This is a genomic window from Microlunatus parietis, from assembly GCF_013407955.1.
GTDB lineage: Bacteria > Actinomycetota > Actinomycetes > Propionibacteriales > Propionibacteriaceae > Microlunatus > Microlunatus parietis.
In genome coordinates this window covers 5344476-5360821 of record NZ_JACCBU010000001.1, presented here as the reverse complement: position 1 = coordinate 5360821, position 16346 = coordinate 5344476, and the positions used below count along the sequence as shown (strand labels likewise).

The following is a 16346-nucleotide window of genomic DNA, read 5'->3' as shown; positions in this document are numbered from 1 at the left end:
CACTTCACTGTGATAATTAGTGGAGTTTACGCTAGCCGACGAAGACGCAGTGCACAATGAGAACCTGAGAACCGTCCACGGAGCGACCAGCCGGATTCGGCGATCCTACTGTGGTAATCAGCGGAGAGGATGCGGATGACAGCGCCAGGACCGGCCCTGACCCGGGTGGCGACCCAGCTCCGCGACGGCGGCCCGGCCTCCGTCAGCGGTCTGGCCCGGGCACTCGCGCTGTCTCGGACCGCGGTGGAGAACGCGGTGACGGAACTCGCCGCTCTTGATCTTGTGGTCGACGCACCGCGGCCGGCGAGCCGCGGGGCGGGCCGCCCGGCCCGCCGGCTGGCCTTCCCCGCCGGCGCGGGCGCGGTCGCCGGAGTCGACGTGGGTACGGCGAGCATCCGGGTCGTGCTGGCCGATCTCGCCGGGAGGGTGCTCGCCCGCCGCACGGTCTCCGGCTTCGATCTGATCACCCGGCCGGCCGAGCGTTGGGCGGGCCTGGTCGACGGCGTGACCGGCCTCCTCACCGAGGCGGGCTTCGACCGCGGCGCTCTGCGCGCCGTCGGCGTCTCGGTTCCCGGCCTGGTCGACGACGCCGGCCGAGTGATCATCTCCTCGATCATCCCGGACTGGTCCGGCGCGGTCCTCGGTGATCAACTCTCCGAAGCGTTCGGCTGCCCGGTCGCGGTCGACAACGACGTCCGGCTGGCGGCCGTCGCCGAGCACCACCTCGGCGCCGCGCGACTGGTCGACGACCTGCTCTACGTCTCGGTCGGCAACCGGATCGCGATGGGCCTCGTCCTCGGCGGGCAGCCACGGCGCGGGGTGCACCATGCCGCCGGGGAGGTCGGCCATCTCGCCTTCGGTGATCTTGGCGGGCCGACCGGCCGACTGTCCTGGCGCCGGGCCCCGACCGCGGCCGAGGTCTTCCGGCTGGCCGCCGCGGGGGACGCCGAGGCCAACACCGAGATCGACGCGTTCATCGGGGCGCTCGCCCGTGGCATCGCGACGGTGGCGATGACCGTCGACCCGGCCATGATCATCATCGGCGGCGGCCTCTCCCTCGCCCGCGACCAGGTGATCGACCCGCTCCGGCACGACCTGCACCGGGTCATCGGCCTACCGATCGCCCTGCCCGTGGTCGGCGGCCTGCTCGGCGCCGACGCGTCGGTCCACGGTTCCCTGGTGCACGCGTACACCCGGCACCGTCGGGCCGTCTACGGCCTCGACGGCCTACCGGTGCCGACCGTCCGGACCGCCGCGGTCGACGAGCCGGACGCCGCACAGCCGGCGGATTTGGAGCAGGGAACGACACTGGGCCGATGAGCCGGGTTCTGATCTTGGCCGGCAGTGTTGCCGTGCCCGTCCTGCTGTGGGCCTGCGCGCCGATCGCGAGTCCCGGCCAACCCGCCGTGCCCGCCTCGGGCGGTCCCAGTGCGCGCACCGGTCCGGTGACCACCGGGCACCCCGCCATGGTGCTCGATGACGGCTCCGGCGCCGAGCTGTGCCTGGGCGGCGTCATGGAGTCCTACCCGCCACAGTGCAGCGGACCGAAGCTGGTCGGCTGGGACTGGTCCGACCGGACCGGAGAGTTCGAGGAGGCATCCGGCACGCGCTGGGGGGAGTTCATCCTGACCGGCCGCTACGACCCGGCCGCCGGCGAGTTCACGCCGACCGAGGTGGCCTCCGGCCGGGGCTACGTCTGGCCGGAGCCGGAGGACGACGTCTGGACCTCCCCGTGCCCCGAGCCCGCCGGCGGCTGGCGGGTCACCGACACCTCCAAGGTCTCGGCCGGCGACCTGGACGCCGCACTGAGCCTGGCCGCCGCGCTCCCCGACTACTCGACCGCCTGGATGGACCAGAGCCCGAATCCGTACGCGGACAAGGATCTGAAGGACGAGGAGAAGGAACGGCGGCTGAACGACCCGCGCTACATGGTGATCAACGTCGCCGTGACCGGTGACCTCGCCGCGGCCGAGGCGAAGATCCGCGAGGTGTGGAGCGGCATGCTCTGCGTCTCCCGGGGCGGCCGGACCGAAGCGGAGCTGCTGGCCGTTCAAGATCAACTCCAGGGCACCCCGGGACTGCTGTCCAGCTCCCCGGACCCCAGGACCGGCGTCGTCAAGGCCTACGTGATCCATGACGACGGCTCGATCCAGGCAGCCCTGGACCGGAAGTTCGGCGCCGGCCTCGTCCTGGTGGACTCGGCCCTGAAGCCGGTCTGATCCGGTCAGCTGCCGGCGCGCCAGATCGACTGGCTCCAGCCCGCTGCGGCGCTCAGTGCGGCCAGTTCGATCCGCGACGGCGTGAGCTCGAGGACGCCGAACTTCGGATCCTCCGGCGACGACCAGCTCACCAGCGGGTCGTAGCCGACCGGCGGCGGGACCGATTTGATCTTGTCCCAGCCCTCGTGCGGATCGATCCAGGTGATCGCTCCGTCGACGTAGACCTGCTCGGTCAGGAACGGATCGAGGGAAGACCGGAGATAGCACAACGCAAGGTGCGGATGGATCGCGAGTTCGGCCGCCAGGGCGCCGTTCGGGTTCGTCCCGATCCACACCGTGCGGGTCGCCCAGTCCCAGACCGGATGCAGGATGCGCACCCTCGGTCGCGCCTGGGCGTCGACCGTGCTCGCCGACGCGTACACCACCGTCTCGATGCGGCGCCGGAGCTCCGCCTCGTCGAACGTCGCCATGGAGACCTCCTCGGATCAAGGGCTCAGGGTAGCGCCGCTCAACGGGCCATGATCACGGGTAGTCCGAGACCGGCCGCCGGGTTCGGGCGTAGTTGGCGTACGCCATCGCCAGCATCCGGACCGAGACCAGGCCCGGCGAATTCTGATCAAGGTTCTGGTCCAGGATGGCGCCGATTCGCGGCTGCAACGGATCCTCCGCGTACGGGTCGAGCGGCAGCCAGCCGCCGGCGTACAACTCCTGCTTGACCCGGCCCGCGTCCGCCCGGGAGCCGTCGATCCGCTCGTAGACGGTGAGGTCGCCGGCCGCGTCCTCGGTGATCGTGTGCCGGCTCAGCGTCCGGGCCAGCCGGACCAGGTCATCCCGCCGGTACAGCCCGGACCGGTGGGCCAGTTCGGCGAACTCGACGCACATCTGCCCGTGGCCGAGGTCCTCGACCCGGGTGTTCGGGTTGTACGACGGCATGTTCACCGAAACGCCGTCGGCCGCCGACCAGCCGCGATAGGCCCAGGAATCCTTGTGCTGATGCGGCCACACCACGGCGCCGTCGGCCAGCCGATCCCAGTCGGCCCGCCAGTGCACCGCCAGCCGTCGAGCCCGGTCGAGATGGACCCGATCGCGGGTCAGGTGCCACAGGCTCAGCACGCTCGCGCCCATCGCCAGATCCATGTTGACCGGGTACTCGATCCCGTCGACGACGTACGGCGAGCCCTTCGCGAAGGTGTACGAGCCGCTGCGGCTGCCGAGCTCCTTGAAGTCGGCGTCGTGCACCGCGACCGCCCGGACCGCCGCGTCGCGGAACCGTCTCGCCGCTTCGTCGTACCGCCTGACCCGGCGCAGCGCGGAGTCGGCCATGATCGTTCGGGCGAACATCGTCATGCCGTAGGTGATGTTCCCGGTGTCGACGCCGATCAGCATCGACGTGGACACCGGATCGACGGTCACCTTGAAGTTGCGCCAGGCCGGCAGCGATCGGCCTCGATAGTCGGTGACGCCGCGCACGCTGTCCCGGTTCGCCAGCACAAGATCACCGTGGGCGATGAACTTGTCCAGGTAGTAGGGATCCCGGTGCGCCCGGTACATCAGCACATAGGCCTTGAGCACGGCCGATTCCTGCCAGGAGTAGAGGCCCTGCTCGTTCGTCGCGTCGGCCACACCCCAGCCCCCGTTGAACGCCAGGTCCGCGGCGTCGAACGCGGCCCGGGTCGCCGACACCGGCACCGCGGCAGCAGCCGTGCGCAGTCCGGCCGCGGCGAGGGCGGTGCCGACGGCGATCCCGATCATGGTCCGCCGGCCGAACCGTGGCCCGCCGCCGGTGATCATCGACCGGCGGCCTTCTGGTACGCCTGCTCGTACTCGCCCCGGATCTCGTCGCCGCCGTCACTCCGCCACCGGGCCACCGCGGCGTCCCAGTCGGCGACCGGCGCGTCGCCCTTGATGATCTCCGCCTGCAGTGCGGCCAGGTTCCGGTCCAGGCCGGCGCCGCGTTCCGAGGCCGCGTTGGAGAAGAGCCCGAGCGTCGGATCCGGTTTGCCGTTCGGCACCGTCCGTTCCTGGTACGCATGCGCCCGCCGGGTGTCGTCCGGCAGCCCCGGCAGGTACAGCACCGCCGGCGCCGCCGCGAGGTAGGCGGCGGGCACCCGCCGCTCGTCCATCCCGCTCTTCGTCGAGACCGGTTCGCCGTCCTCCCAGGTGAAGTTGTGCCCCTCGATGCCGTACCGGACGAACAGGTATTCCGCCGTGCCGAACGGCGACGCGAGCCAGTCCGCGACCCGCAGCAACTCCTCCAGCCGGGCCCGCTCTGCCTTCTTGAAGACGGTCAGGCTGAACAGCCCGCCGGACAGGAACTTCCGCGCCGCTCCCCCGTCGGCGCCGGGAGTGTCGAGCGCGTCGAACGTGATCGACGGGTCGGTCGCGACGGCCTCCCGGGCCAGCCCCTGCCAGGCGTTGTAGCTGTTGTAGCTCATCGCGATCGCGCCGGACATCAGCCAGACGTTGACGTTCTCGCCGGCCGTGAAGCCGTCCGGATGCAGCAGCCCCTCCTGCCAGAGCCGGCGAACGAACTCCAGCGCGTCCTTCATGGCCGGGGATTCGTACGCGCTCGTGAAGGCACCGCCCGACTCCTGCCAGCGATTCGGGCCGTCGAACATCTCCAGCGCGAAGGTCAGCGTCGTCAGCGGATCGCCCAGCGCCCAGCGGCCGTTCCGGGCGTCGGTCACCCCACGGCAGAGCTCGACGAAACCGTCCGCGTCGTCGGCCCGGAGCGGCCGGTCCAGCGCGCGGAACAAGTCGGAGCGGCAGAGCAGGAGGCTGCCGACCACCCCGCGGTGGATCGGGATGCCGTAGATCCGGCCGCCGAACATCGCACCCTGCCAGCTGTGCGACGGGATGTTCGCCAACGCCGGATAGGCGGTGATCGCGTCGCCGGCGAGCAGTTCGCTGAGGTCCGCGAAGCGCGCCTCCAGCAGGTCCGGGAACCTGGGCACCGATCCGGGCATCGCCATCGCGAGGTCGGGCAGGTCGTTGCCGGCGACGACCGTGGCGAACTTGCTGGCGTAGTCGGCCGGCGGGGTCAGGTTGACCTGCAGCTCGAGGCCGAGCCGGCGGTTCAGTTCCTGCCAGTAGCGGTTGTTCGCCAGCGCGGGCGGTGCCGAGCCGTCGGTCCGCGACATCGCCAGCAGGCTGCCGCCGGTCGCCGGCGGCCGCTCGTGCAGCGTGACCTGTTGCGGTGGGTACGTCAGGAAGCCGGCCATCACGCCCGCCGCGGACGACGGCAGGTCCGGTTGCACCCCGGCGTAGGCCTGATAGCGCGGCAGCGGCACCCGGGCCGCCGGTTCGGTCGGTGCTTCGGTCGGGGTGCCGGTGGTGCAGCCGGCCACCGCTCCGAGCGACAGGCCGACCGCGGTCTGCAGAGTCGTTCTACGGCTCACTACGGGTCGTTCGTTCATCATTGAACTTTCGGCGCAGGAATTTCGGACGTGAATCGATCCTATTAGCGTCAACCGTAAAGGGCCTCACCAGGACTGTCAACGGTCTGAACCATTTCAGCGGGCGCGCGCGACCGTGCGGATCAGCGGCGGGCGACGACGGCGAACATCGTCACTGCACAGAACGCGGTGCCGGCCTCGACGGCCGCCCCGACGCCGGACCTGAGGTCCTCGGCCTCGGCGGAGGTGATCACGCCCTCGTCCCGCGCGGCGGCGATCTGCAGCTCGAGGAACTCGATGCCGCCCTCGCTGCCCGTACCGAAGACGACGGCAGAGGCGCCCACGTCCTCGGCGACCGATAGTCCGGCTCCGACCAGGAGACCGCGCAGCCGGCGACCGATCGTCGGCTGCCGCATCCGGCGCCGGGCCGCGCCCATCACGCGTGCCACCACCTCGGCTTCGCCGGGGGTGAGGACGAAGGTCTCCCAGTCCGAGTCGATCAGGACGGTACGCCCGCCGGCGGCCAGCACCCGGGCGATCTCGCGGACCGCCGCCTCCGGGTCGGCCAGATGCTGGAACACCCGCTCGCAGCGCAGGACGTCGACCGACCCGTCCGGAAACGGGAGCGCCTCGGCGGCGCCGTCGACCAGCCGGGCGGACGCGATCCCGGCCAACCGATCGGCCGCGGTGGCCCGGAGTCCGGGATGCGGCTCGACGCCGATCGCCGTACCGGACGGTCCGACCAGAGCGGCCAACCGGGCGACTTCGGAGCCGGTGCCGCAGCCCACGTCGACGGCCCGCTCGCCGGGCCGGGGCGCGACCGCCGACAGGGCCCAGTCCCGCAGCCGCTGCACCCCGGACAGCCGTTCCTGGAGGTCGAGGATGCGGACCAGGTGCACCAGCTCCGCGGCCGGGTCGGCCGGCCGGTGGTCGCTGTGGAACGCGGTGGGCTGGGGCATCGACGACGGGGCGGAGCGGGTGCTGTCCATGGGTCCTTCGGCCTTTCTTCCAGGTGATCACCTGAATCCGACCGCAGCGCCGGGGCGCAGGAACAGAGTCTTTGGACCGGCAATCCGGCGGCCCAGGAATACCCTGTTCGGCGTGAGAGACGGTCTGACATGGTGACGGCGGGCGCTCCGGAGATCGCGCGGGCCGCCGAGGTGCTGCGGTCCGGCGGGCTGGTGGCGATCCCGACCGAGACGGTGTACGGGCTGGGCGCCGACGCCGAGAATCCGGCCGCCGTGGCCCGGGTGTTCGCGGTGAAGGGGCGACCGGCGTCTCATCCGCTGATCCTCCATCTGGCCGGCGTGGAGCAGCTGCCCGAGTGGGTCGCCGACGTGCCGCCGACGGCCCGGCGACTGGCCGAACGGTTCTGGCCCGGCCCGTTGACGCTGGTCCTGCGCCGCAGCGGTCGGGTCGGGCTGGCGGTGACCGGCGGACTGGACACGGTGGCGGTCCGCGTACCCGATCATCCGGTCGCCCGGGCCCTGCTCAGCGCGTTCGGCGGCGGGGTGGTGGCGCCCTCGGCGAACCGGTTCGGCTCGGTGAGTCCGACCACCGCCGAGCATGTCCGGGCCGAACTGGGCGCAGAGGTGGACCTGATCCTGGACGGCGGCCCGTGCCAGGTCGGGGTCGAGTCGACGATCGTCGATCTCACGGCCGAGGTGCCGAGCGTGCTCCGGCCGGGCGGAGCCACCGTGGAGGATCTCGAAGCCGCGATCGGCGGCCCGGTGGCGGTGCCGGCGACGAGCCGGGTCCGGGTGCCCGGCCAGCACCCCTCCCACTACGCGCCGCGGGCCCGGGTCGTCCTGGTCGCCCCCGACCGCGTCGTCGCCGAAGCGCTGCAGGCCCAGCGATCCGGGCAGCGGGTGGGCGTCCTGCTCCCGCGGCCCGGACCGGGGCTGCCGGCCGGCGCGGACCTCGTGGTGCGGTCGGTTCCCGCGTCGTCGGCCGCCTACGGACAGCGCCTGTACGGCCTGCTGCGCGAGTTCGACGAGCAGGACTGCGACCTGATCATCGCCTCCGAACCCGACCGGGCCGGACTCGGCCTGGCCATCGCCAACCGGCTGCAGCGGGCGGCCGGGCCGCGACCCTGAAGACACCGCCTCATAGAGTTGCCGGCGTGACAGCTGGTCCCGCCCCGACACCCCGCCAGGCGTTCGACACCCTGATGGCCGGAAACAGCCGGTTCGTCGCCGGCGTGCCCGAACACCCCAACCAGGACGCCGCTCGCCGAGCCCAGGTGGTGGCCGAGCAGCGTCCGTTCGCCGTGGTGTTCGGCTGCTCCGATTCCCGGCTGGCGGCGGAGATCATCTTCGACCGCGGGCTGGGCGACCTGTTCGTCGTCCGTACGGCCGGCCACGTCCTGGGCCCGGAGGTCATCGGCAGCATCGAGTACGGAGTCAGCGTCCTCGGCTGTCCCCTCGTCGTCGTCCTCGGTCATGACGCCTGCGGCGCCGTCGCCGCCACCCGCGACGCCGTCGACCACGGAACGCCCGCCACCGGTTATGTCCGCGATGTCATCGAACGCGTCACGCCCAGCGTGCTCGCCGCCCGGGCCGCGGGAAGCACCGAGAACGCCGACTACATCACCGCCCACACCCGGCACACCGCCGACCTACTCCTCGACCGTTCCCGCGCACTCGCCGGCGCCGTCGCCGCCGGCCGGGCCGCGATCGTCGGCCTCACCTACCGGCTCGCCGACGGCACGGCCAACCTGGTCTCCGCCCAGGGACTCGAGCTGACCACCACGCCCGCCGGCTGATCCCCGCCACGCAGACCCAGCCCCGGCAGGCTCCAGAAGTCGATCATGGTCCGGGCGGGTCAGCGTCCGGCGCGTGCTCCTTCTCGAGCCCGTCGACGATCGCCGCCGCCTGCCGGTGACCGGCGGCTCCGGCCGGATGATTGGCCGTCATCAGCTCGGCGAAGAAGTCGCGCCGGTCGCGCCAGTACCGAAGTCGCTCGGCCAACGGAGCGGTCAGCTCCGGTTCGCCGACGTCCGCCTGGTAGGCCGCGATGATCTTGCCCATCATCCGATCCAGGGCCGCCGACTCCCGTACGATCCGGCGCTCCTCCCGGCCGAGCGGATCGCGCAGCAGGACGACGATCAGGCAGGTCGCCACCGCGACCACCAGGACCGCCCCGACCCATACCGCCTGCGGGACACTCTCCGTGACCGGTGCCGCGATCGCCGCGATCAGGATGATCAACACGGCGGCGACTCCGGCGATGATCAAGGAAGCCCGCAGCTGGCGCACCCCGCCTCCCCTCCCTCGTCGGCCGGTCCGCCGAGCCTAACCCGATCCGGGCAGGGGCCGGCCGAAGCGACGGGACCGACTCCGGAAGCTCGGCACGACCGTCGCTACTGCTCCGCCTATCAGCGGCATCGGTCCGCGATCCGCCAGAACCAGACGCGGCCCGGTCACGGCGCGGCCGAAGACCTCCTCGGCGGCCCCAGACCCACCGAACTCCGAACCCGCGCCATCCCCTCGGCTGCCATCCCACCGAGCGGACGCAAAAGGCAAGCCGGACGCGATTTCGCTGCCATTTGCGTCCGCTCGATGCAATCCAGGCCTGACCGCCCCGTGGCAAGGAACCTTGGCTGAGCCCGCCGGCGGGTCAGCACCGGCAGGAGCCGCACTGGTTCGAGAACATTAAGCTGGATGGTCCAAGCTTCGTGCGGAAGGGTGGGCCGTGAGCGATCTGTCGTCGGTTGGACTGTCAGCGGAGTATCTGAAGGCCGGTACGTCGTCGTTCTACGAGTTCGCCGCTGCGGTCGCACCTCACGTGCTGCCCACCGCACGCGCCCGGGACCTCGGCAGCGGCGATGCCGGGGCGCTGTCACCGCACGGCACGACGATCATCGCCGCGTGCTTCGCGGGCGGAGTGATCCTGGCCGGCGACCGGCGGGCCACCGCCGGTCCGATGATCGCCCAGCGGGAGCTCGAGAAGGTGCATCCGGCCGACGAGTTCTCCATGATCGGCTTTGCCGGCTCGGTCGGGCTGGGGATCGATCTGGTCCGGTTGTTCCAGCTCGAGTTGGAGCATTACGAGAAGCTGGAGGGTTCGTCGTTGTCCCTGGTGGGCAAGGCGAACCGGCTGGCCACGATGATCCGGGGGAATCTGCCGCTGGCGATGCAGGGCTTGGTCGCGGTGCCGTTGTTCGCGGGCTGGGACCACGCTGCGGGCCGGGGGCGGATCTTCTCCTACGACCCGACCGGCGGGCGGTACGAGGAGCACGAGTTCCACTCGATCGGTTCGGGGTCGGTGTTCGCCCGGGGCTCGCTGAAGAAGCTGTACCGGAACGATCTGGACGCGGCCGGGGCGGCGACGGCGGTGATCCAGGCGTTGTACGACGCGGCCGATGACGACTCGGCCACCGGCGGGCCGGATGTGGCGCGCCGGATCTATCCGGTGATCATGATCGCCGGCCCGGACGGCGTGGAACGCGTCGCACAGCAGGGGGTCGCCGAGCTGGTCGGCCGGATGCTGGCGGGCCGGCAGGAACGCCCCGACGGACCGGGAGCCCCGCTGTCCTGAGCGTCGGTCATGATCACGGACCTTCGGCCGTCGACCGATCGAACGTGCCGTCGATGATCAAACCGCCGTCCACCGGGAGCATCACGCCGGTGATGAAGGAGGCTTGTTCCGAGATCAGGAAGGCGATCGCCGCGGCGATGTCCTCAGGCTGCGCGAGCCGGCGCAGCGGTGTCCGGCCCAGCACCTCCCGCTCGTCCAGCGTCCCGGCCCGGAACCCGGATCTGATCATCTCGGTGTCCACGTAGCCGGGCGCGACCGCGTTGACCCGCACGCCGCTCGGCCCCCATTCGGCGGCCAGGGTGCGGGTCATCCCGACCAGCCCGGTCTTCGCGGCCGCATAGGCCACCCGTCGCGGGAGGCCGAACGTGGCCGCGACCGACGCGAAGGTGACCACGCTGCCCGCCGACTCCACCAGGCGCGGGTACGCCAGCTGGGCCAGCAGGAACGTGCCGGTCAGATGGATGTCCAGGTGGCGCCGCCAACTGCCGAGATCGAACTCGGCCGCCGGGGCACGTTCGAGATTGCCGGCCGCCGCGATCATCGCATCGATCCGGCCGAACCGCTCCTCCACGCGCACGACGGCCGCACGGACGGAAGCCTCGTCGGCGACATCACAGGCCAGCCCGAGATGATCACCACCGAGGTCGGCGGCCCGGGCCGCGGCACTCTCGCCGTCGAGGTCCAGCAGGGCGATCCGCCAGCCCCGGTCGGCCAGATAGGCAGCGGTCGCCGCGCCGATGCCGCGCCCAGCACCGCTGATCACGGCTACTCGATCGATCATGACTGCTCCTCGGTCGTCGCCGGCACCCGATCAAGGTCCGGCCTGGTTGGCTTGCCGGCCAAGGATCTCGCAACTGCGGCGCCGCCCGCGACGCGACCGGGTCAGCGAGCCAAGATCGTTTCGCGGATGGTACGGGCGACGAAGTCCAGGGTCGGGCCTGCACTGGAGGGCCTGGCCGAGGAGGACGTCATGATCGTCGTCTCGACCGGAGGACGGCCGCTCGACTCGCTGCCGCCGCTGCCCGGCAACGCCCGCGCCGGGCCCGCGTCGCCTGGTCCGGCGTCGGCCGCCGGATCGGCACCGATTCCCCCAAGCCGGCCGCCGTCCGCCGCGCTGTCCGAGCCGTCCTTCATGATCAACGGTGTGCCCAGGCCGCCCGGCGGATCTCCGCACGGATGGCGGCCTAGCGGGCCTCGACCGGCTCGCCGAAGTCGTCGACCGGTTGACCAGCAACCGCGGCGCACACGATCTGCCATCCAAGCCGTGGCAAGGGGTGGCGCCGCCGCGCGGAAAGCGAATACCGTGAAGCATGCTGATCGCTGAGGAGATCCTGGTGATCTGCCTCAACGACAGTTCGGGGAAACGTCCGATCGGCCGGGGCCAGTTGATGCCAGCCCTGGCCGGCGCTCTGGTCGCCGAACTGGCGTTGCTGGGACGGATCACCCTCACCCCCGATTCCGTCGGCCTGTTCCGGCGCCGCCGCATCGTCCTGCACGACGCCACGCTCACCGGCGACGCCCTGCTCGACCAGGCGCTGACGACGATCGCCGAGAAGCCGGACCAGAAGATCAACGGCCTGATCCATGCGATGAGTACGGGCCGCGCGGGCAGCCGCCTCTACCGGCAGCTCGTCGACCGCCTGGTCGCCGCCGGCGCGATCGCCGAGCCGGACCCGAAGGCCTTCGGGCGGACCTCCTCTCGGCGGTCACCGACGGCGAGTCCGGAACCCATTCGCCGGAAACTGCAGCGGGCCGTCTCCGACCGGGACACCCCGGACTGGCGCACGCTGGTCCTGATCACCCTGCTGCACGCCTCCGGCGCGCTGCTGCACCTGCTGGTCCAACCCGGACTCGATCGGCGCTCGCTGAACCGGCGGGCCCGGGACCTTCTCAACGCCGGCACCCACCGCCTGCACGTTCCGCTCGTCCGCAGGGTTCACACCGCGGTCAGCCGAGCCGTCACCCGTACCCAGATCCCGGCCGACGAAGCCTAGGCACGACCGATCAGCGCCACCGTGCGCCGGTTCCGGCACGCCGCAGGCGCTCCCGGGTCTCGGCTTCGGAGAGTGACGTGATCTGTCCGGCCACCTGCTCACCCTTGGCGTCGTACGCCCTGGTCCAGACCCCGGCAGCCCAGGATCGCTGGACCTCGTCGGCGCTCAATTCCCGGCCGCGTGCCTCGCAGTATGCCGCGAGGAACCGCTCGGTGTCCTCGACGGTGGCCAGCCGGTCCGGGCTGAAGGTCGAATACAGCGCGGCGGCCAGGCCGACGAGGACGGCTTCGCTCTCGACGATCATGCTGTCCCAGTCGTGTACGACGAGCAGTGTGTCCCCGTTCCAGCGCAGGTTGCCGGCCAGCCAGTCACAGTGCCCGATCACCGGTTCGGACTCGCCGGCCCGCAACCGATCCCGGGCCCGGCGGCCGGCCTCGTCGATCCAGTCCGGGCCGCCGACGAGGTTGAGATCGAGCTCGGGGTGCTCCGCCGAACTCGGCCACAGGCCGTCGCCGCCGTGATTCCAGGCCGCCCACGCCGGAGCCGGGTCGAGGGAGGCCACCTCGTCCGGCCGGGGAGCCAGCCGAATCAGCCGCGCGAACGCCTCGGCGAACGCGACGGCCGCCCGGCCCGCGCTCGGCAATTCGGCGCCGCCGGGGACGTACGTCTCCGCGGTGGCCACCTCGGCGCCGAACGGAACGGCCCTGGTGAGCGGCCGTGGGCACGGGAACCCGGCCCGGAACAGGCGGCGCTGGACCTCGACGCAGGCCGCGATCCGAGCCGAGGAGGGACGGATCTTGATCACGACCTCACGACCGTCGGCCAGACGCAGCCCGACGACCGCGGACAGGTGCCCGGAGCTGAAGAGCTGATCGACCGGTTGGCTGCCCAGATGCTCCCGGCACCACTCGGCGAGGCGGTCCGGATCGACGGCAGGTGTGCGGGGCGACACCCGAGCATCCTCACATGCGCAATCAGCGGACGGTCCCACTAGCCGGAGACGATCAGTGTGCTGGGCCGCTCCCGGGCGATGGCCACGATCACCAGCCCGGCCGCGATCACGGCGGGCATGATCATCGCCAGATGCCCGAGGCCCCGGACCACCTCACCGGCGACCATCCAGTGCGCCAGCGACACCGCCCATACGGCAGCCGACCAGCTCAACGAGAAGACCAGCGCCGGACGGGCCAGGCGAGACGGCAGCAGGGCAGCCACGGCCAGCAGGCCGACGATGAGCAGGTCCGGGATCAGGAACGGGTTGGACAGCCGGAGCACGGAGTCGCCGCCGAAGTTGTCGGTCGCGAAGTAGGCGGCCATGAACAACGCCAAGGCGCCGGCAACTCCTCTCGGAAGCAGCAGGAGGAAACGAGCCATGTCTACACTGTAGACATGGCTGGAGCGCCTGTCTACGGCGTAGACTCCGGGCGTGATCAGGAGTCGGCCGAGCGGAACGGTGCGCGGCACGCTGTCCCCCGACTCGATTGCCGCCGGCGCTCTGGAACTCGGGGATCGCGACGGGCCGGAAGCGATGGCGGTAAGGCGGATCGCGGCCCATCTCGGCTGTGATCCGATGGCGCTCTACCGCCATTTCGCCAATCGCGTGGCCCTGCTCGACGCGGTCGCCGACCTCGCCCTGGCCGACCTCGTCCTGCCCGATGACCAGGCACCCTGGGAGGCTCGCCTGCGTAGCCTGCTCACCGACGTCCGCCGGGTCGCCCTCGCGCATCCGGGCATCGCACCGCACATCGCGTCCCGGCCGCCGCTGGGGCCGCACGGCCGGCGGATCGGTGCGGTCCTGCTCGGGGCGCTGCGGTCGGCCGGGCTCGACGATCACGAGACGGTCGCCGCAAGCCAGGTGCTGATCGCCTACCTGTCCAGTTCGATCGCGATGGCGGTGGCAACCCAGGGCCGGCGCGACGACCGCTGGGCCGAAGCGGCGCAGGCCATCCGGGACGCCAGCGAGGGCCGGCTGCCGACCGAGCGACTGCCGGCGGTCGGTTCGGCCGACCAGTTCAGCTTCGGACTCGACCTGCTCGTTGCCGGGCTGCGGTCGCGGACTTCAGCGCCTTCCTAGAGGTGGAGGCGCTTGGCGAGTTCGTGCCGTACCTCAGGACCGGACACGACCTGCAACGCCACCAGCGTGACGACGCTCAGCGAGCCACAGATCGCCGACGGGATCGGGTTGGTCACCCAGCCGAAGGCGAGGAAGCCGATCGGGGCCAGCCCGAGCAGCACCGTCAGGGCGCTGTAGACGATGTGGTCGCCGACCTCGATCCGCATTACCCTGACCGTGATCAGCAGGGCGACGATCGAGCAGGCGCAGACGATCGGCACGGCGTACGTCAGCGACCAGCGGTGCCACCCGGTCAGGTAGTCCCAGTAGACGCAGGCCAGCCCGATCAGCGCGACCAGGTAGACGATGCCCTTGGCGACGTTGCGCCGCTTCCGTACCGCCATCAACACGACCAGCCACATGGTGCTCACGCCCAACCACACCGAACGCAGGACACCGATCTCGTCGACCCCCCGGTTGAACAGCAACTGCGCGACGAACGAGGCCACGATCACCGCGAGCGAGCTGAGGAAAAGCACCCGCAGCACCCGGCGCCGCGAGAACGTGAGCGGCACCGCCGGCAGCGGACTCGGGACCGCCTCGCCGGTCGCCGGGCCGGCGCACAGGGGGCAGCGGGACCAGGCGCCTTCGATGTCGACGGCGCAGTCGGCGCACCGCCTCACCGCTCGACCTCCGCGAGCTCGGTCTCGGTCACCCGCGCCGCCGCGACCGTCACGCCGACCCCGTCGGCGGTGAGCCGGCGAGCGAACTCCCGCACGTGGCCGGTCTCGACGAACGGCGAGGTGAAGCTCACGGTGAGCAGCCCGGCATGCGACATGACGCAGATCTGCGGGCGGACCGCGGAGACGTGGAACAGCATGCGCCCCACGTGCGGGTCCGCGGGTTCGGGCAGGCTCAACCGACCCAGGTTCGAGACGGCGACGGTCAGCCCGCGATTGCTGCCCCGGTTGATCAGTCCCAGGATCACGTCCTTGAGCGGGCGCGGCACGATCCGCAGCACCGGCATCCGCTCGAACCGGCTGAAGCGGCGCAGCTTGCGTTCCAGCGCCTCCGGCGTGACCTTCCGGCGGAACTGGCGATCGAGCCGGCGACAGACCGAACCAAGATCATCGGCTCCCTCGCCGTAGGTGTGCTCCACCCGGATCGTCGCAAAGAAGTTCCGCGGCGACGTCGAGGGGAAGAACTGGCGCAGGTTCACCGGCACCGACGCCGTCAGGGTACGAGACCGGCCCAGCCCGCCCGACGACAGCCGGACGGACTCGAACAGCAGCCCGGTCAGGTACATCGTGAGCGAGACGCCCTCGGCCCGGGCCAGCGCCAGCACCTCGGCCGCGGGCATGGTGAGCTCCAGCAGGCGCGGGCGATTGTCGGGCGTACGAACTCCCCGGACCCGATACACCCTGCTCCGCGCGGTCCGGACCTCCCGACCGGCGTTCTCCGGGTCGCCGTCGGCCGTCGTTCCGGTACGGTTCCGGCGCTGACGGAAGTAGTGCGCGAAGCTGTCGGGGACCAGCGCACGGTGCCGCGCCACCTCGTCCTCGCCGGAGCCGGCCGAGAACCCCGGCTGCCCGGTGTCGTCGGCGGCTGCGCCCGGTTGCTCCGGATAGCGCAGCCGTACGTACGCAACGATCAGGTCGGAGAGGAACCAGAGCGCTCCGATGCCATCGGACAGCGCGTGGAACAGCTCCAGGCTGATCCGTTGATCATGGTGCAGGACGCGAAACAGTAGATTCCGCTGGTCCGCTCGATAGATCGGGGCGCAGGTGTACTGCTCGTCCGCCGTCACCAGGGGGCGCAGATCGCTCTCCTGCAGGTAATACCAGAACACGCCGCGCCGCAGCACGGCGTGGTAGAGCCGGTACCGGTCGTACGTCGCGTCCAGCGCCACTTGCAGCAACCGCGGATCCACGTCGTGATCAAGTTCCGCACTGAGCCGAAACACCTTCGGATCGGCATCGCTCCGAGCCGCCAGGAAGATGTTGGACGCGTTGTCGAGCCGGACCCAGTTCCGGCGGCGGGGCGCGTCACCACTCGTCAGACCCGGACGCTTGTCGAGCGGCAGCACGCCTCCCATCATGGCCCGCCGCCCATCCCGCCCGATCAGCAGCCCGCTGCCCACGGTGAT

18 protein-coding genes are annotated in these 16346 nt (G+C 71.3%); 7 read left to right on the top strand and 11 right to left on the bottom strand.

The window, feature by feature from the left end; genetic code table 11:
• Positions 1-135: 135 nt before the first annotated feature.
• Together BKA15_RS25820 and BKA15_RS25815 are read left to right on the top strand one after the other, a co-directional pair.
• Complete coding sequence (locus BKA15_RS25820) at positions 136-1320, top strand: ROK family transcriptional regulator (protein WP_179755726.1); 1185 nt, start codon at positions 136-138, stop codon at positions 1318-1320.
• Positions 1317-2219 (top strand): hypothetical protein, encoded by a 903-nt coding sequence (locus BKA15_RS25815; RefSeq protein ID WP_179755723.1) that lies wholly within the window; start codon positions 1317-1319, stop codon positions 2217-2219. The genes BKA15_RS25820 and BKA15_RS25815 overlap by 4 nt, the downstream gene beginning before the upstream one ends.
• A gap of 5 nt (positions 2220-2224) precedes the next feature.
• Here the strand turns inward: BKA15_RS25815 and BKA15_RS25810 are convergent, their stop codons facing one another.
• From BKA15_RS25810 to BKA15_RS25795, 4 genes are all read right to left on the bottom strand, one after another.
• On the bottom strand, positions 2225-2689 hold the full coding sequence (locus tag BKA15_RS25810) for a pyridoxamine 5'-phosphate oxidase family protein (RefSeq protein ID WP_179755720.1): 465 nt from the start codon (positions 2687-2689) through the stop codon (positions 2225-2227).
• Positions 2690-2741: 52 nt separating this feature from the next.
• On the bottom strand, positions 2742-4010 hold the full coding sequence (locus tag BKA15_RS25805; RefSeq protein WP_179755717.1) for a hypothetical protein: 1269 nt from the start codon (positions 4008-4010) through the stop codon (positions 2742-2744).
• A complete protein-coding gene (locus BKA15_RS25800) occupies positions 4007-5617 on the bottom strand; it encodes an extracellular solute-binding protein (RefSeq protein ID WP_179755714.1) in 1611 nt (536 codons plus the stop codon). The genes BKA15_RS25805 and BKA15_RS25800 overlap by 4 nt, the downstream gene beginning before the upstream one ends.
• Before the next feature lie 140 nt (positions 5618-5757).
• Positions 5758-6603, bottom strand: coding sequence for a methyltransferase domain-containing protein (locus BKA15_RS25795; RefSeq protein ID WP_179755712.1), 846 nt, complete (start codon positions 6601-6603; stop codon positions 5758-5760).
• A gap of 129 nt (positions 6604-6732) precedes the next feature.
• Here BKA15_RS25795 and BKA15_RS25790 point away from each other — a divergent pair, with 129 nt between their 5' ends.
• Together BKA15_RS25790 and BKA15_RS25785 are read left to right on the top strand one after the other, a co-directional pair.
• Positions 6733-7710 carry an L-threonylcarbamoyladenylate synthase gene (locus tag BKA15_RS25790; RefSeq protein WP_179755710.1) on the top strand — a complete coding sequence of 326 codons (978 nt, stop codon included), beginning with the start codon at positions 6733-6735 and terminating at the stop codon, positions 7708-7710.
• A 26-nt stretch (positions 7711-7736) separates the two neighbouring features.
• Positions 7737-8378 carry a carbonic anhydrase gene (locus tag BKA15_RS25785; protein ID WP_312879334.1) on the top strand — a complete coding sequence of 214 codons (642 nt, stop codon included), beginning with the start codon at positions 7737-7739 and terminating at the stop codon, positions 8376-8378.
• 43 nt (positions 8379-8421) lie between these two features.
• On the opposite strand, the gene BKA15_RS25780 is transcribed toward BKA15_RS25785, so the two are convergent.
• Positions 8422-8871, bottom strand: coding sequence for a hypothetical protein (locus BKA15_RS25780; RefSeq protein WP_179755706.1), 450 nt, complete (start codon positions 8869-8871; stop codon positions 8422-8424).
• Between the two features lie 445 nt (positions 8872-9316).
• Here BKA15_RS25780 and prcB point away from each other — a divergent pair, with 445 nt between their 5' ends.
• Entirely contained in the window at positions 9317-10153 is an 837-nt protein-coding gene (gene prcB / locus BKA15_RS25775; RefSeq protein WP_179758702.1) for a proteasome subunit beta, read from the top strand.
• Between the two features lie 13 nt (positions 10154-10166).
• Here the strand turns inward: prcB and BKA15_RS25770 are convergent, their stop codons facing one another.
• Both BKA15_RS25770 and BKA15_RS25765 read right to left on the bottom strand, forming a co-directional pair.
• A complete protein-coding gene (locus tag BKA15_RS25770; protein WP_179755703.1) occupies positions 10167-10934 on the bottom strand; it encodes an SDR family NAD(P)-dependent oxidoreductase in 768 nt (255 codons plus the stop codon).
• 101 nt (positions 10935-11035) lie between these two features.
• On the bottom strand, positions 11036-11287 hold the full coding sequence (locus BKA15_RS25765; RefSeq protein WP_179755701.1) for a hypothetical protein: 252 nt from the start codon (positions 11285-11287) through the stop codon (positions 11036-11038).
• 176 nt (positions 11288-11463) lie between these two features.
• Between BKA15_RS25765 and BKA15_RS25760 the strand changes: the two genes are divergently transcribed.
• Entirely contained in the window at positions 11464-12147 is a 684-nt protein-coding gene (locus tag BKA15_RS25760) for a GOLPH3/VPS74 family protein (RefSeq protein WP_179755698.1), read from the top strand.
• A 10-nt stretch (positions 12148-12157) separates the two neighbouring features.
• Here the strand turns inward: BKA15_RS25760 and BKA15_RS25755 are convergent, their stop codons facing one another.
• Positions 12158-13099: a phosphotransferase family protein gene (locus BKA15_RS25755; protein ID WP_312879332.1), complete on the bottom strand. Its 942-nt coding sequence runs from the start codon at positions 13097-13099 to the stop codon at positions 12158-12160.
• A gap of 38 nt (positions 13100-13137) precedes the next feature.
• On the bottom strand, positions 13138-13521 hold the full coding sequence (locus BKA15_RS25750) for a hypothetical protein (RefSeq protein ID WP_179755696.1): 384 nt from the start codon (positions 13519-13521) through the stop codon (positions 13138-13140).
• A gap of 52 nt (positions 13522-13573) precedes the next feature.
• On the opposite strand from BKA15_RS25750, the gene BKA15_RS25745 reads away from it, so the two are divergent.
• Positions 13574-14221 (top strand): TetR/AcrR family transcriptional regulator, encoded by a 648-nt coding sequence (locus BKA15_RS25745; protein ID WP_179755694.1) that lies wholly within the window; start codon positions 13574-13576, stop codon positions 14219-14221.
• On the opposite strand, the gene BKA15_RS25740 is transcribed toward BKA15_RS25745, so the two are convergent.
• Positions 14218-14883: a DUF6320 domain-containing protein gene (locus tag BKA15_RS25740; protein ID WP_179755692.1), complete on the bottom strand. Its 666-nt coding sequence runs from the start codon at positions 14881-14883 to the stop codon at positions 14218-14220. The two genes, BKA15_RS25745 and BKA15_RS25740, sit on opposite strands and share 4 nt — an antisense overlap.
• Positions 14880-16340, bottom strand: coding sequence for an alcohol acetyltransferase (locus tag BKA15_RS25735; protein WP_312879331.1), 1461 nt, complete (start codon positions 16338-16340; stop codon positions 14880-14882). The genes BKA15_RS25740 and BKA15_RS25735 overlap by 4 nt, the downstream gene beginning before the upstream one ends.
• Positions 16341-16346: the final 6 nt, after the last annotated feature.

What these genes read in the sequence shown, in the direction of transcription:
- BKA15_RS25820 (WP_179755726.1), top strand. Translation starts at nt 136, where the DNA reads ATGACAGCGCCAGGACCGGCCCTGACCCGGGTGGCGACCCAGCTCCGC.
- BKA15_RS25815 (WP_179755723.1), top strand. Translation starts at nt 1,317, where the DNA reads ATGAGCCGGGTTCTGATCTTGGCCGGCAGTGTTGCCGTGCCCGTCCTG.
- BKA15_RS25810 (WP_179755720.1), bottom strand. Translation starts at nt 2,689, where the DNA reads ATGGCGACGTTCGACGAGGCGGAGCTCCGGCGCCGCATCGAGACGGTG.
- BKA15_RS25805 (WP_179755717.1), bottom strand. Translation starts at nt 4,010, where the DNA reads ATGATCACCGGCGGCGGGCCACGGTTCGGCCGGCGGACCATGATCGGG.
- BKA15_RS25795 (WP_179755712.1), bottom strand. Translation starts at nt 6,603, where the DNA reads ATGGACAGCACCCGCTCCGCCCCGTCGTCGATGCCCCAGCCCACCGCG.
- BKA15_RS25790 (WP_179755710.1), top strand. Translation starts at nt 6,733, where the DNA reads ATGGTGACGGCGGGCGCTCCGGAGATCGCGCGGGCCGCCGAGGTGCTG.
- BKA15_RS25770 (WP_179755703.1), bottom strand. Translation starts at nt 10,934, where the DNA reads ATGATCGATCGAGTAGCCGTGATCAGCGGTGCTGGGCGCGGCATCGGC.
- BKA15_RS25765 (WP_179755701.1), bottom strand. Translation starts at nt 11,287, where the DNA reads ATGAAGGACGGCTCGGACAGCGCGGCGGACGGCGGCCGGCTTGGGGGA.
- BKA15_RS25760 (WP_179755698.1), top strand. Translation starts at nt 11,464, where the DNA reads ATGCTGATCGCTGAGGAGATCCTGGTGATCTGCCTCAACGACAGTTCG.
- BKA15_RS25750 (WP_179755696.1), bottom strand. Translation starts at nt 13,521, where the DNA reads ATGGCTCGTTTCCTCCTGCTGCTTCCGAGAGGAGTTGCCGGCGCCTTG.